A 14,775-nucleotide genomic window follows, 5' to 3' on the forward strand; every position below is an offset into this window, starting at 1 on the left:
TTTGCTTTTCATCTTTTCAACGGCAGCTTCAAACAGGATATGTCCTGTTCCGTACTGCGAACAGCCGTGGTGGCAATCTTCAACCCACCTGTTCCCGTGCTGTTCGTCTCATCCCAGACACCGTTCGGATGCCGGGCGAATAACGGGAAGGCGCTGCCTGTCAACTCAAGCCGGATATACGAGCCAGCCGGCAGGGTGGCCGCCAAGGGACGCAGCCGGATCTGCGCTGTTCTCCATACATTGGGGGCATCTGCTCCTTCACTGCAGATTTCCGTGCGACCCACACTCAGTAGCCGGGCCGTCCCTTTCTCCGATACGGTCGTGAGGATGGCCACCAGATCCGTCGGACCTCCCAATGTTTGGTACTGAACGGATAACTCCGGGGACCCAAAAATCGGGATATCCTCTGCAAGCGGTCCTCCCGTATATACCAGAATCTCTTGCCGTTCCTGAATGGCAGCTCGGTCGGACGGCAGGTAAGAGTCCAGACGCATCGGCAGACGTGAGTCGTATACGAATACATCCGGCACAGCTTCCTCCACATCTTCCTTATGCTTTTCCAGTCTCCCCCCTCCTGCCGCACCGTTCGCCGGGGTCTGTGACCCGGACAGATAAAACCATTCGGACGGAGAGTGTCCATCCTCAAATACAGGAGGCAGCTGTTCCGCCGTATGCCATTCATGACTCAATGGGTCAAAATATCGGATCGGCAGTTCACCAGGCAATTCCATGTCTTCCTTGCCCTTCAGCCAATAATCAAACCAGCGCAGCTGCTCCAGATGATGACCACCATCTGCCTGCTCGCCATGATCGATTCCGCCCGCTCTGCGACCCCATGGAATGTGAGCCCACGGGCCGACAATGAGCCGATGGAAGCAATCCGGCGTGGCCGTAGCTTGCAGAGCCTCGAACGACTGTAATGTGCCCATTAGGAAACCGTCATACCAGCCCCCAATATGCAACGCCGGCACCGGCTCCCGGGCGATCTCGTCGATCCAGTTCATCCGCTCCCAGTACTCATCGTACGTTTGATGACCAATCCAATCATAAAATGCGGGAAAGTATTGCTCCAGAATCGGATGTTTTTCATTCAATGGCATTTTCCAAAGCATCTCCTCGGGGCTGCGCATCAATCTGGAGCATTGCTCTGCCGTTTCGAAGTCACCCGCTCTTTGTGCCGTGTCACGAGCCAGCTGGAAAGCCCACGGCAGATGATTGCCAAGTGCGAAGGAGCCATGCGGGTAAAATAAGCCATGATACATGTCTGCCGGACACATGCTCGGTGCAATCGCCTTGAGCGCAGGGGGGTGAAGGGAAGCTGCTGCCCATTGTGTTAGGCCTTGATAAGAGAAACCGTACATGCCTACTTTCCCGGTCGAGCCGGACAGACCGGCTGCCCATTCGATGGTATCAAATCCGTCCTCTGATTCCTGAACAAACGGATTAAATTCGCCTTCCGACTCTCCCTGCCCCCTGACGTCCTGGATTACCACGATATATCCCTTACTGGCATACCAGACGGGGTGGGCATGCGTAACGGTAGAGGCAATCGACCGGCCGTAAGGCTGGCGCATCAGCAGCACAGGATATTCTCCTGTCTCGTCCGGCAGGTATATATCTGAATACAACGTTATGCCGTCGCGCATCGTGCAAGGAACCTTTCGGCGGATGACTACATTTCCAAATTTCATGCAACTCACTCCTTTGCTGTAGATACGGATTGACTATAAAAATCCGCATGGCACGTAAACTGCTGCAGGTTGCGCCATTCTTCCATCACCCGTTGATCAGACACCGCTAACAGCCGAACGCTTTAATTTCTCCTGATTCAAAATCCCCTTCGGATCGTTGCGATGTTTGATTTCCCATAAACGATCATGGGCGTATGATCGCCCGCCCTCCTTCAAATCCCAAGTATGCGGATTATTTACTCTAACCCGGTTTTCCTCGTAACGTTCCATTAGCTGATTCAGGTTTTCCTCCGTAGTGAAGGGAACCAGCGGCAGGCCGGAGATCAGCAAATTTTCATTTTGCCGGGCAAACTCGATATGATTCATTACTTCCGGATATTCCTTTTTCATAGATGAGATTTGCTCAAGGGCACAGGATGGATCAAAATTCAGCTGCAGGTAGGTTAAGCCGGGGTCTGCCTTGCGCGCCCACAAAGTCGTATGATTCCATGTGAAATCGGAGACCCCTACACCTTTGTGATACTGCTCGGCAGAGACCTTCATAGCCATATGACCTTCATATTCCGATAGGATACGTTCAAGTTGGGATTCGTTGGTTGTATCCACTTCAAGCAATACAACAGCACGACCAGCGGGGAGATCAAGCGGAAGAAAATAGGACGGAACCGGCCATTCATGGATGGAAATTAGCCTTTTCACCAAGGAAGTGTCCTCAGCAACCGACTGCCCGAAGCGAAAAGCCTGTTCAAACCTGTCAAAGGTTACTGCCCACTGCATCCATTCCACCCGGGGAGCCAGATTGATTTCCACTTCGGATAAAATGCCGATTGTACCGTAAGTATGCAGGTAAGGCAGCACCTCGTCCCCCTGGAGCTCAATGGTACGGGGATGAACCTCAAGCGTTTTGATTTTTAGAGAACGTACCAGCCCATCCCAGATCGTCCCCCAGCTGATCGAACCGATACCGCCAAAACCGCCGCATAAAAAACCTCCGATCGTCGCTGATTGAAAGGTGGAAGGCATCGTACGCAGCTCATAACCAGCCTTGCGGGCAGTGGATTCCATTTTGCCGAGTCTAGCCCCGGCCTGGATCCGCATCGTGCCTTCTCCCATTTCGAGCACCTTGTTGTATTTGGCCAGATTCAGGACGATTCCGCCTGTGACCGGAACGCATTGACCGTAGTTGCCGGTGCCGTTCCCCCTGATCGTCAGCGGAACTCCCAGCTCTGCTGCAATGGAGAGCAGATCGTCAAGCTCTTCCTCGGTGCGCGGACTGGCGATGCACTCGGCGACCTTACCCTGCAGCTGACTGGCCAGCACAGGAGAGAAGTGATGATAATCCATCGAATATTTGGCAAGGGCTGCCTCCTCCCACTGCAGCAATTGCGGGTCCATGCGTTCTTTCAATACGACTATCCAATGTTCATTCATTCGGTTCCCCTCCCGTATGTTGTAATACTGATCTCCTAAAGGAATCTCTTAGGAATTCGGCAAGAACTCATCCGTAAATACTTTGCTGACATCAGGCTCCTCTTTCAATGCCCCAATCTCCTTTAGCTGCTTTCCGAGCTCCGTCCAGCGTTCCTCTGTCATGTAACCAACACCGTGTTCCGCCGCATCATCTTCGTATACGAACGGGATAAGCGTTTCAGCGGCATAGTTCAGCTTTTTTTTCGTAAAATCAGGGTTTTCTTTTAAGATAACGTCATTCACGGTATCATAATTGGTCTTGTAGTAATCCCAGCCCTTCATCGAAGCCTCGACATAACCACGCACAATATCAGGATGATCCTGTATATACTGTTCTGTGGTGAACAGCACATTGGAATACGGGTTATAACCAGCATCCGCCAGTAGTAGGAAATTAATGTCTACATTCTGCTGCTTCATCTCGTACGGCTCACTGGTTACATATCCCTGAATGGCAACCGTTTCATCGGCTACAAAAGGAGCCAGAGAACCGGTATAAGCCAATTCCTTCACGTTACCCAATTGGTATTTACTCTTCACAAAATCCCAGAACACCGAGCCTGTCCCCACGTATACGGAGCGGTTGTTCAAATCGGCCAGGGAGGAAATGTTCTGATTGGCATGAACCATAAGTCCCTGCGGGCTTTTCTGGAATATCGTCGCAATTGCTACAAGAGGGATTCCTTCTTCACGAGCGACCAGCAATTGGTCCGCTGTAGCAAGTCCGAACTGTGCCTTGCCGGAAGCCACGATCTGTGTTGGAGACACCTGCGGCCCACCCGCCTGGATAGTCATATCGAGACCAGCCTCATTGTAATATCCTTGTTCCTTTGCCGCATACAGACCCCCGTGCTCCGCTTGTGCAAACCAGTTGGTCACCTGTGTAATTGCCGTGAGTTCCTCGCTTCCCCCCGTAGCAGAGGCATTCTGAGCAGTTGGCTGATTCCCGCAAGCCGCCAGCAATGTGGATAAGGAAAATATTGCTGCGAGTAAAACTACAGTTCCCTTTTGTCTGTACTTCTTCATCTCATTACCACTCCCCAAGGAAAATTACTGATGATCTATTCTACTTCCCCTACCGGATTTCGAAGTGTCATAAAACCACTGATTCTACACTTAGCGACATCTCCTTGCTGAATCTGGACGGACCCGGGTGTGCCTGTCATGATCACATCTCCCGGATAGAGAGTCATCATCTGTGAAAAATACGAGACAATGAACCATGGATGATAAATCATGCGAGACACCGTATTGCTATGAATAATCTCATCATTCAACACAGTTTCAACGACAAGGCTCTGCAGATCATTTATTTCATCAGGTGTTATTAGTTGTGGTCCAAGACTGAAAAATGTATCGGATACCTTGGATCGCTGCAGGAATCTAGGGTTCCGTGCGTGGATGTCCTGGTTAGTCATATCCAGCGTTGCGGCAAAACCGGCAATGACCTCCTGCGCACGTTCTTCCGGCACATTTTTGCAGATTCGGCCGATGATAATGCCAAGCTCAGCTTCTGATGTCACATTCACATCCTGAGCCGTCAGCTGGATATACTCTTCCGGCCCAATCAGGCTTGAGTCCGGCTTCATGAAGCAGACCGGCTCAAGCTCTGGAGGAGTGGATGCGAGATCAATCGCTTTTTGCACATAATTCATGCCAATTCCCCATATTTTTCGAGGGTGTCGGAAGAGAGGAGCAGGTATGGCTCCCTCTGAAGATATGAAAGGGATTGATGAAATCGTTCTGTCGCCGTGCTTCTTATACCACTGGACAAGCTCCTCTAGCTGGCCTTGCTGCAAGATCTCCATAACGGAGGTGCCCCATGTGCTTCCTTCCGCCCTGTTGATCTCCTCCAGAAGGAAGAATCGTTCCCTATGTTCAATCGCTGCCTGTTCACCATCGCCGTGTTTCAGACTGACGAGCTTCACGGGGTGCTTCCTGCTGGCTGCTGAACCGGTTCAGTCCCGCGGACATCGGTGATTTCAAAATCACACAGTTCCTCCAGCGCCTCCGACAAAATCGTTGAGATCCTATCCTGAATAATCCTGCCTTTCTCAGGCGTGGCCGTCGTTGCATCACCAGCAATACCGGTAGCGGAAATATCAGCCATCTTCCAGGCGAAGCGGATTTTCCCTTCTAATGTAAGAAAGCGGTAAGAGGACATATCAGGAAGCTCTTTGACGAGGAACTCCTTCTTCACCCAGTCCGGTTTAATGGACATCACGAGAGAGGTCTCATAATCGCCACCATGAATACCGTATTCCAACTCCTCGGAAGACAGGAGATCCTCTGCCACATTCAGACTGCTGGGACTGAGATAGAAAACCATCATCCCCGTTCTGATCCGTATTTCTCGTGATACCGTATTCAGCAAATCCACGTTGCCACCATGGGTGTTAAACAACAATAACTTGCGAAAACCACTGGCCTTCAGACTTTCTGCAATGTCCAGCATGATGGCATGCAGTGTGCTCGCCGATAAGGAAATGGTGCCCGGAAGTCCGATATGTTCATTGCTTTTGCCATACGAGACCGGAGGCAGCAGCCAGATCTCCTTATCCGCCCGCACCCGCTCCAGCGTTTGTGATAATGTCGCTTCCCCAATCAAAGTGTCCGTATATACGGGCAGATGGGGGCCATGCTGCTCCACAGCTCCGACTGGGAGAATAACCAGCGCCTTATCCTTCGGCAGCTCTTTGACCTGTTTGCTTGTCAGACGGGGCAAAAATCGTTCCTCCCATGCTGTTCCTTCGTATCGTTGAAACATAACTGACACCCTTTCTCCTACGGCTTTAATGTTTTTCGCGTAGCTTAACATTCATTATCGAATGATGCTCTTATCCTTTTACTGCTGAATTTACTGCTGAAAAAAAGGATGTGGCCCATTCCAGCAGACGTTGATCCTGTCCCGGGCCAGCGATAAGGGAAATACCGACCGGGCAGCCCAGTACCTCGGCAGCGGGGATCGTAAGCTGTGGCAGACCCGACAAACCGGCAATGCAGGTTAATCGCATCGTTTTCACTCTTCGTTCTTCAATTAAATGCCCGCCCAATCCCAGCTTCGGGGCCGCTCCAGTCGTCGTCGGAATCACAAGCACCGTATCTGTTCTGAGCAGGTCAGCCATGTGCTTGCATACCTCAATTCGGCGTTTGGCTGCCTTCTCCTGATCGGCACGTTCAACGGTGCTTGCCCAGGAGAATCGCCCGGCTGTATCTGGTCCGAAGGTCGGCTGCTCACGTTCAATCCACGCCCTGTGCTCCTGCCATATTTCATAGCCCTGGATCGTCCTGAACATGGTCATCCATTCAGGCAGACCCTGCGGGGCGATGCGAACAGTTTCATGGCTCGCTGCCAGGCCGCTCAGCATCTTCAGGTAAGGGGTAAGCGCCTCTTTGCTCTCCGTGTCAGCAAGCTCCCACGCATCCTCACCGATGAGCACCCGGCTAAATCCGATACCAGAGTCTGTCTGCGGCAGAAGCACTCCACCTACCTGGCACAGTGTCTCGAGATCGCGTGCCATCCAGCCAACGGTGTCGAAGCTGGGAGCGAGTGGGATAACGCCTTTCTCGGAGACAATGCCATGCGATGGACGCATTCCATAAATTCCACAGTACGAAGATGGCACACGTACCGATCCTCCCGTATCCGTTCCAAGGGAGAAGTCAGCAAGCCCAGCGGCGACAGCAACCGCCGATCCGCTAGATGAACCGCCAGGGATACGATCGGGTGCCCTTGGATTCACTGGTGTTCCATAATGAACATTTTCACCATTCAAGCTGAACATCAGCTCATCCGTATGCGTCATGCCCGTTAGTCGAGCTCCTTGCTGCAATAGCAGGTTGAGCGTTTCCGCGTGTTCCTTCGCCGGCTCATGCGTCTGGAGCCAACAAGGATTACCCGCGCCATTAGTAATGTCACGTACGGCAAACACATCCTTGACCATAAAGCTGAGTCCGTTCAACCTACCCTGTCCTGTCGGTTCAACGATCACCTGGTTGACAATGGCGTTCCATTGGTCCTTCATTGCTTCATCCCATCCTTCTGTTCAGCCTTCTAACGATGCCAGCTCTTCCGAGGTGTTTCTCTCTATAGGAGTCGCTGCCCCGCTCAGCTCTTGTACCAACCAGGTGGAATCCGTAACGAAGCCATAACATTGCTTGATATTGTACAATGTCGCTTCTATGCAGAAATCCGGGGAGCTTGTTGCCGAGCAATCCTCCAGAAGTATGCCGTCATATCCGAGACAAGCCGCGTCCTGCAGTGTATGCATGACACACTGATCGAGATTTACCCCGGCAAACAACACCGTTTGAATATTGAGATTGCGTAGAATACTGTCCAGTGGTGTATCCCAAAACCCACTCATGCGGTATTTATCCACATAGATATCATCGGGGGATGAATCCAGGCCATCGACAATTGCCGTTCCCCAACTGCCTTTCTCCAGCACCTTGGAGCCGTTCCCCGGCAGCGGGTCCCCGATGCCGTTGCCCCGCCCATCCGAATTGTACACATGGAGCACGGATGGTGGCACGTTCATTCGGTCTTCCCGGTTGCCCCAGTTCACCCAAATAACAGGCACTCCCGCTTGACGTAACTCTGGCATGAGTCGGTTCAGCCGACTGACCGGGTTTAGAAGCGGCGAGGTATCGACCCCAATGGAATCCAGCCATCCACCCGGCGTACAGAAATCATTCTGCATATCGATGACAATAACCGCCGTATGCTCCAGATCAAATATGACTTCCTGCGGCTGTGCAGGGAGGGTTACTGACTTGCCGTACTTTTGCGTTCGCCTTAGATCCACCAACGTTTCGGACACTTGCCAATAGCTTTTTCGATTTCCAAGTTTGAACATATAAAGTCCCCTCATTTTTCTGAAATTTCTGATTTGAGGCATCAAATACTTCTGGTCCAGGTTTATGGCTTCATCAGATACTCGGTTGTAAACGCCTGGGTAACATCTAGTGCCTTCGTTAATCCTCCGCCCTTGATCATCTGATCCTGCAGGGTGCTCCAGCGTTCCTTTGTCATGTAACCAATACCATTTGCCTCGGAATCCTTGTTAAGAATAAAGGGTTTTTCCTGCACTGCCTCGTAATTCATTGCTTCTACCGTCATATCGGGATTGTAGGTCTGAATAAACGGGTTTACCTTTTCATAGTTGTCTAGATAATAGCTCCAACCTTTCTGACTTGCCTGCACCACAGCTTCGACGACATCAGGGTGCTCTTTGAGGTAATCTTCAGTCGTAAAAAGAACGTCTGCATAGTTCGCATAACCGGAATCGGCGATTTTCAGATAGTCCACCTCAACCCCCTGCTGAGAAAGTGCGTAAGGCTCATTCGTGATGTAACCCTGATTGAGCGAACTGGGATCATTGATAAAATTGACAAGCTGCCCGTTATACTTCATTTCTTTTACATCTGTCAGATTGTACTGGCTCTTGATATATTCCCAGTAAGGCACCGCTGTACCGATGTATACGGTTTTGCCGTTCAGGTCTGTGAAATCCTGAATGTTCTCCCCCTTGTGGTACATCAGAACCTGCGGTGTGCTTTGAAAACCGGCAAGGATACCGACAACAGGGATTCCCTGTTCCCGCGCCTTCAAAATTTCATCCGCATAAGAGATACCGAATTCAGCTTTGCCTGCAGCGACAAGCTGCATGGTTGACACCTCGGGGCCTCCAGGCTGAATCGTCATGTCGATTCCCTTGTCCTTATAATAATTCTGCTGCAATGCCGCAAAATAGCCTCCATCTTCCCCTTTGGCGTACCAGCCTTCGATCAGTTTCACCTGCTTCAAATCTGTTCCGGCTTCTCCTCCCGCCGGGGCGGCGGATTCTAGAGCGGAGGAATTGGAGCATGCGCTCAGAAGCAGTATGATCAAAGAAGCAGCCGACAGCAGCCATTTCTTGTAACGAAAGTTCATATGATGTTTGGACATGTTGGTTCTCTCCCCCGGTTCTGGTATCATTTCATTGCTGATTCATGCCAGGACTTCAAAAGTTTGTTCGACACCATGTTGATGATCAGGAAAAATGCGATTCCTAGGGCGGATGCAGCTAAACCGCAGGCGAACAGGTAAGGAGTTTGCAGGCGTGTAGCCGCAACGGTAATCCCGTAACCGAGTCCGCCTTGTCCGCCACCAATGCCTGCAATGTATTCACCCACGATCGCTCCGACAACCGAACTGGAGCATGAAATTTTCAGCCCTGCCATAATGTACGGGAGTGCCGCCGGAAATCTAAGCCTCCAAATGGTTTGCAGCTTGCTTGCATTATACAAATAGAATAAATTCTTCATGTTCTGATCCGTTGAGTTCAATCCGATCAGCGTATTCGATAAAATCGGGAAAAAGCTAATTAAGAATGAAATGATCACAATGGCATTTATTCCCGCTCCGAACCAGATTACAATGATTGGCGCTACCGCAACGACCGGAATAGTCTGTAGGATAATAGCGTAAGGATATACGCTTTTTTCCACTGTTTTGGACAGAGCTAGCAGAATGGCCAATGAAATCCCAAGCACTACACTGATTGTAAAACCGATCAACGCCTCAACAATGGTTGTGCTTACCGACGTAATCAGATTCGCGCTGTTCTCAGCAGCCGCTGCGGCAATATCGGATGGCTTGGGCAAGATATATGGGGGCATCCCCAGTAGCCGCACGATTAATTCCCATCCGCCGATAAACAGGACGAACACGACTATTGGCGGCAGAATTTTTTTCAGCAGTCCAATAACTGGGCTCTCTTCTGCCGGATGATGGCTGCGGGCATTGTCCTTCCCAGAAGTTCGGATACCTGCTGTCGTTTCAACGGCTGGATTAGCTACCATCTCTTCCATGTTGCTTCCCTCTCCTCTCATTTCTGGCTATTAATGTTTCAGTACATTGGACACGCTGCGTACATATTCACCGAATTCAGGCTGGGTCCGGAATTCATCATCCCTCGGATAGGCAAACGGAATATCAATGAAATCCGAAATTTTACCGGGACGAGGCGTCATCACCACGACTTTTGTTGATAGGAACACACTTTCAAACACGTTATGCGTAATGAACAGAACCGACATCTTCTTGTCCTGTTCCCAGATATTTAGCAGTTCATTCTGAAGCGTCTGCCTGGTAATTTCATCAAGGGCGCCAAACGGTTCGTCCATTAACAGCAACTTGGGACGGGATATTAACGCTCGTGCAATAGATACTCTCATCTTCATTCCGCCTGACAACTCACGGGGCAGCACCTTCATATAATCCTTCAGGCCTACCAGCTCTAGAACCCGTTCTCCTTCGGTAATTCGCTCCTTTTTGGATACGCCACGCAAAGTCAGAGGCATGGTGACATTATCAATCAGCTTGGCCCACGGTAGCAGGGTATGCTCCTGAAATACAAAGGCTATTTCATTCTGTTTACGTGCTTCCTTTGGGGAAGTACCCAGCACGGTCAAGTGACCGGAGGTCGGTTCCGTCAAACCGGCAATCATATTAAAGATGGTAGATTTCCCGCAACCGGAAGGGCCGACAAAACACAGAAATTCCCCTTCCCCCACATGCAGATTCGCATGCTGCACAGCTACAGTGCCATTGGGGTAAATTTTGCCGACATCATCGATTACAAGCATGGAACGGCTGTCCTTTTGGGCCGCTGCCTGTTGATTTTGGGTGAGCTGCATCTGAATCCCCTCTTCTCTTTGAAGTTGGTCCTATCATAAAGCCAAAAAATATGTGTGTAAATATTCCTGACACAATTTTGGTTTTTTATCTAACGGTATACGCTTTACATTGGTTCAAAAACAGTGAAACTCATATATTGAGTCAACTTATATAACATATACATTACAAAAATGATTGCAGGAATTCGACAAGAGCCTATATAATTGCTTAAAAAGTTACGTCGTGTCAGGTACCTGATTCAGATATGTATCATTAGGAGGATGGATTGACATGCATTTAACTATAGAAGATGCGTTGGCAGTGTACCCGTTATCGGAAGGGAAATTGGCAGCCGGTAAAAAAGGAATTTCTCGAACGATTAGCTCCATCAACTTGATGGATGCCCCGGATGTGATCAACTGGATGAAAGAAGGGGAACTATTGTTGACTACAGCTTATGCGATTAGGGATTCACCTGAGGAATTTGTTAATTTGCTGCAAAAGCTGAATGAACGTGGGGCCTCCGGGCTGGGCATTAAGCTTGGTCGATACTGGGCGGAAATACCAGAGATAGCCCTGCTGGAAGCCGATCGGCTGGGCTTGCCCCTAATTGAGCTGCCTTTTCAATTCACCTTCTCCGAGCAGATCACCGCTCTCTACCAATCCGAGTTCCAACGCGATACCCGCCGGCTGAATGAATTGCTTGAAACGCAGAAGAAGCTGGTTGATTTTGCGATGCAGGCGGATGAGTACACCAATTATTTTCAATGTATCACAAGCATTTTAGGGATTCCTTTAGCCATCGTTACCTCTGACGGACAGACCTTGTATAACATGACACGCTGTTCCGAAATGGAGCTGTTGAGCGATTGGCCCTGGAATCAGGACAATCGGTTTTACAAGTCAGCCAATAACCTGCTGTATCGGGTACCCCTGCTGAAAAATGGAAAGTCATACGGTTACTTGCTGATACAAACTGAAAATCTGATGGAAGCACATGAAATGGAGGGCATTTTTCACCAAGCTGCCGTTATTCTTTCCTATCATCTGGAGGTCATCCAGAATCAGGAGGCTGCTGCGGCAGGCAGTCGTCTTGGCACGGCTATGGAACGTTACTTAAAGGGGAACGCCTCTCTGAAAACGGTGCTCGAATTTGCCGAAGCATTGGGAAGCACATTTTGGAGTACTCCCTATGTATGCATGGTATCTTCCACAAGAGCGGATGCTTGGGACCATGAAAGTCAGAGGCGCAAACTGAGGGAGATTCAGAATAAGCTTCAGGACCATCCCAAAACGTCCTCCTTGGAATCCCATCATTTTTATGTGATGAACCGCATATATTCACTCTTCCCCCTTCTAGATGAAGAGGCCAAGGATCGAAGGAAGTATGAGAATTCGGTACGTTTGTATGCGGATTTGATGCATTCATGGGACCACGGAACAAGGACATGTTTTATCAGTAAAGTGAGAACGGGCATGGAGGAGTTCATCGACGGCTTCCGGGAGTGCGGGGAAGCTGAGCGAATCAGTACAGAGCTTGGTTTAAGCGAACCGATTGTCATGTTTGCTGACCTGGAGTTTATTTATCTCTTCAAGCATATTCCACAGGAGGTTATGTTCAGGTATTGCTCTTATTTATTCCGTCCACTGCTGGACAAAGAAGAGGAGTACACCAGCGAGATGATGCACACGCTTGAAGCCTATTTCGCCAACAATGGCCAAGTGAATGAGACCGCACGAGAGCTATTCATCCATCGAAACACGGTGCTGTACAGGCTGGAGAAAATTTCGGGGCTGCTGAATCTGGATTTGAAGAATACCGATCATCTGCTGCTCTTAAAGATGGGACTTATGTTTAGGCATTTGATGTCACCTGAGAGACCAATTTGAGAAAGGACTAGGGGTCCTAGAAAGCCTCGATTCCTAGTTGCCCGTTAGTTTAACAAAAGCAGCTGATCACGTTGGTCAGCTGCTTTGTTGGTTTTGTTGAGCTATCGTTTCCCGTTAGCTTGATACTATGTATTATTAAAATCAAATGTTATTGTATACTCCTCTTCAATAAAGTCAGTCTCACCGTTTACCAAAAGAGATGAAAATTTTTCAAACAGTTGTCTGATCTCGGTATTTTCAATTGCATTCAGCGTTTCAGTCACTAAAAAGAGATACAACACTTCTTCTCAGATCTTCATCTAATCGAAAAGCGAAAACTGTCCTGCATAATGCTGCTTCTTGAGGTTTTCATTACATCGCTTTTCATTTAGATAGTCAACTAATCGGTAATAGGAACATGTTTGTGTCCTTACGGTAATCGGTACAAGTTCTTGTCCGTGGCTTGGGACACGAACTTGTACCGATAAAACAAAATAGCCGCTAAGATAGCGACTATAATGGGACCATGTTCGTGTCCCTCGACAGGTAGGCAACTTTATGGTGATATTCGCCATTTCTATATAGTTCTGTATCAATTCGTTCTATTTTTTTTAGCTCACTTATCCCTTGATCCCATATCCCTATAATATCATCATTTATACTTACTTTAATTTTTCCATTATTCTACCCAATTTTATCAGAAAGCTTAATTGTTGGTACCCGAAATTCTTTAGTTGTGCTTCCCCTTGCTCTCTACTTACCTAATGAATGGAGTTCAATAGTTGCTACTATTATCTTAACGCGAACTATTGTTGAACTCGTCGGAGAGCTGGTCTATAGGCAAGCTCCTGGACTCATTTCAAAAGAGATTGTTGTGTTAACCTGCCCGTTAGTTCAATAAGATAGATGAACAAATTCCGGTTCTGAACCAGCAGATCCCCATACGTCTCCATCTACACTATAACCACCACCACTCCATTGGAGTACATAGCCTCCATTAAGCATGCCTTGTTCGAAACCTTCATTAAAATTTATCCAATCAAGAGATTCCTCGGCAGCAATTGTTCTAGCGAAATACAGTTTACTAGTATCTAAGTGCGTTAAACTAACATTGACTTCATGGCTACTATTGTTCTTCATTAGAAGTCTTATATGTACAAATCCAGGATCTACTGAAAAAGGTTGCTGTACAGTTGCGCCTCCAGAAGCAATGTAGTGCGAGGGTTTATTCTCTTCTTCGCTTAAAGAATTAGCAAGGGTTGTACTTGCCGACTTGCTTAATAGTTCACCAAACTTTGGATTAGACGTATTCTCTTGAGCTGGACTTGTTGAATCACAGGCAGTTACGATCGCTATCATTAAAGTTAAAGATAAAACGGCAAAAATAAGACCTTTTTTATTCACAGCTTAATCCCTCGTATCCCTTAATTAGTTATTGTAAAACCTATAAAATGTTTCTCGTTATTCATAACGCCTAATAATCAATAAAAGTTACATCTTTATTTACAAAATAGCACTCAGTTAACCTGCCCATTAGTTGAATAAAAGCAACCCATGGATAAGCAGCTTTTTTGGTTTTATTGAGCTATCGTTTCTAGGTTAGTTGAATGACACAAACGCTTTTTAGATCCAATTGTAATCGATCCATAAATTGATTTTAGCGTTATTTCAACACCAGTAAATGGGATCTAGATCATTAATCGATCAAGCATTTTAACGTTAATTACTGTACTAAACTACTCTTGGTAAGATAAACGTCCTCAAACCAAACTCATAATTGTTTATCGGATGCCGTTAGATAGTGCTTTACCTTAGGTAGAAGTACATCCTTAAAGTCTGTTTTCTATTCGTAAACAACTAAAACTGGCGAATCATCATCTTCTATCATATAGAAGAGATAATTAAACTGGGACAGATTTGCGTCTTTAGAAAGAATAATGCATCTAAAGAAACTTTCCATATTCATCGCACGTCTTTGTTTTCGTTTGAAACCAAATGATCTCCCCAACGAAGCCTATGTTTTCTCCAGGGAAAATCCACTCATCACTCATAACTATTTGATTGGATAGGACAAATTCTTTA

The 14,775-nt window shown here is 48.1% G+C and carries 12 protein-coding genes and 1 pseudogene; 2 read left to right on the forward strand and 11 right to left on the reverse strand.

Going from position 1 to position 14,775, the window contains the following annotated elements:
• Positions 1-8: 8 nt before the first annotated feature.
• From HP552_RS27820 to HP552_RS27865, 10 genes are all read right to left on the reverse strand, one after another.
• Positions 9-1,691: a CocE/NonD family hydrolase gene (locus tag HP552_RS27820; RefSeq protein WP_175398615.1), complete on the reverse strand. Its 1,683-nt coding sequence runs from the start codon at positions 1,689-1,691 to the stop codon at positions 9-11.
• 96 nt (positions 1,692-1,787) lie between these two features.
• A complete protein-coding gene (locus HP552_RS27825) occupies positions 1,788-3,122 on the reverse strand; it encodes an FAD-binding oxidoreductase (RefSeq protein WP_175398616.1) in 1,335 nt (444 codons plus the stop codon).
• Positions 3,123-3,170: 48 nt separating this feature from the next.
• Positions 3,171-4,187, reverse strand: a complete 1,017-nt coding sequence (locus HP552_RS27830) for an ABC transporter substrate-binding protein (RefSeq protein WP_175398617.1) — start codon at positions 4,185-4,187, stop codon at positions 3,171-3,173.
• 35 nt (positions 4,188-4,222) lie between these two features.
• Complete coding sequence (locus tag HP552_RS27835) at positions 4,223-5,089, reverse strand: fumarylacetoacetate hydrolase family protein (protein WP_175398618.1); 867 nt, start codon at positions 5,087-5,089, stop codon at positions 4,223-4,225.
• Positions 5,086-5,928: a creatininase family protein gene (locus HP552_RS27840; RefSeq protein WP_175398619.1), complete on the reverse strand. Its 843-nt coding sequence runs from the start codon at positions 5,926-5,928 to the stop codon at positions 5,086-5,088. The genes HP552_RS27835 and HP552_RS27840 overlap by 4 nt, the downstream gene beginning before the upstream one ends.
• A gap of 70 nt (positions 5,929-5,998) precedes the next feature.
• Positions 5,999-7,186, reverse strand: a complete 1,188-nt coding sequence (locus HP552_RS27845) for an amidase (protein ID WP_175398620.1) — start codon at positions 7,184-7,186, stop codon at positions 5,999-6,001.
• A gap of 21 nt (positions 7,187-7,207) precedes the next feature.
• The gene (locus HP552_RS27850; protein WP_175398621.1) at positions 7,208-8,020 is read right to left on the reverse strand and encodes a cysteine hydrolase family protein; all 813 of its coding nucleotides are present in this window, start codon (positions 8,018-8,020) and stop codon (positions 7,208-7,210) included.
• A gap of 62 nt (positions 8,021-8,082) precedes the next feature.
• Positions 8,083-9,111 carry an ABC transporter substrate-binding protein gene (locus tag HP552_RS27855; protein WP_175398622.1) on the reverse strand — a complete coding sequence of 343 codons (1,029 nt, stop codon included), beginning with the start codon at positions 9,109-9,111 and terminating at the stop codon, positions 8,083-8,085.
• A 26-nt stretch (positions 9,112-9,137) separates the two neighbouring features.
• The gene (locus tag HP552_RS27860) at positions 9,138-10,016 is read right to left on the reverse strand and encodes an ABC transporter permease (protein ID WP_175398623.1); all 879 of its coding nucleotides are present in this window, start codon (positions 10,014-10,016) and stop codon (positions 9,138-9,140) included.
• 30 nt (positions 10,017-10,046) lie between these two features.
• Positions 10,047-10,844 (reverse strand): ABC transporter ATP-binding protein, encoded by a 798-nt coding sequence (locus tag HP552_RS27865; protein WP_175398624.1) that lies wholly within the window; start codon positions 10,842-10,844, stop codon positions 10,047-10,049.
• Positions 10,845-11,115: 271 nt separating this feature from the next.
• Here HP552_RS27865 and HP552_RS27870 point away from each other — a divergent pair, with 271 nt between their 5' ends.
• Together HP552_RS27870 and HP552_RS35665 are read left to right on the forward strand one after the other, a co-directional pair.
• Positions 11,116-12,714, forward strand: coding sequence for a PucR family transcriptional regulator (locus tag HP552_RS27870; protein ID WP_175398625.1), 1,599 nt, complete (start codon positions 11,116-11,118; stop codon positions 12,712-12,714).
• 694 nt (positions 12,715-13,408) lie between these two features.
• Positions 13,409-13,594: pseudogene (locus HP552_RS35665) on the forward strand (hypothetical protein); the annotation flags it as partial.
• On the opposite strand, the gene HP552_RS27875 reads toward HP552_RS35665, so the two are convergent.
• Positions 13,588-14,097: a pilus assembly protein gene (locus HP552_RS27875; RefSeq protein WP_175398626.1), complete on the reverse strand. Its 510-nt coding sequence runs from the start codon at positions 14,095-14,097 to the stop codon at positions 13,588-13,590. The pseudogene HP552_RS35665 and the gene HP552_RS27875 sit on opposite strands and share 7 nt — an antisense overlap.
• Positions 14,098-14,775: the final 678 nt, after the last annotated feature.

The sequence above is a fragment of the Paenibacillus xylanilyticus genome (assembly GCF_013359935.1).
In the GTDB taxonomy this organism is placed as follows: domain Bacteria; phylum Bacillota; class Bacilli; order Paenibacillales; family Paenibacillaceae; genus Paenibacillus; species Paenibacillus xylanilyticus.

Coding starts and splice junctions, on each gene's coding strand:
- HP552_RS27840 (WP_175398619.1), bottom strand. CDS start 5,928: ATGTTTCAACGATACGAAGGAACAGCATGGGAGGAACGATTTTTGCCC.
- HP552_RS27855 (WP_175398622.1), bottom strand. CDS start 9,111: ATGTCCAAACATCATATGAACTTTCGTTACAAGAAATGGCTGCTGTCG.
- HP552_RS27870 (WP_175398625.1), top strand. CDS start 11,116: ATGCATTTAACTATAGAAGATGCGTTGGCAGTGTACCCGTTATCGGAA.
- HP552_RS27850 (WP_175398621.1), bottom strand. CDS start 8,020: ATGTTCAAACTTGGAAATCGAAAAAGCTATTGGCAAGTGTCCGAAACG.
- HP552_RS27860 (WP_175398623.1), bottom strand. CDS start 10,016: ATGGAAGAGATGGTAGCTAATCCAGCCGTTGAAACGACAGCAGGTATC.
- HP552_RS27830 (WP_175398617.1), bottom strand. CDS start 4,187: ATGAAGAAGTACAGACAAAAGGGAACTGTAGTTTTACTCGCAGCAATA.
- HP552_RS27865 (WP_175398624.1), bottom strand. CDS start 10,844: ATGCAGCTCACCCAAAATCAACAGGCAGCGGCCCAAAAGGACAGCCGT.
- HP552_RS27820 (WP_175398615.1), bottom strand. CDS start 1,691: ATGAAATTTGGAAATGTAGTCATCCGCCGAAAGGTTCCTTGCACGATG.
- HP552_RS27825 (WP_175398616.1), bottom strand. CDS start 3,122: ATGAATGAACATTGGATAGTCGTATTGAAAGAACGCATGGACCCGCAA.
- HP552_RS27845 (WP_175398620.1), bottom strand. CDS start 7,186: ATGAAGGACCAATGGAACGCCATTGTCAACCAGGTGATCGTTGAACCG.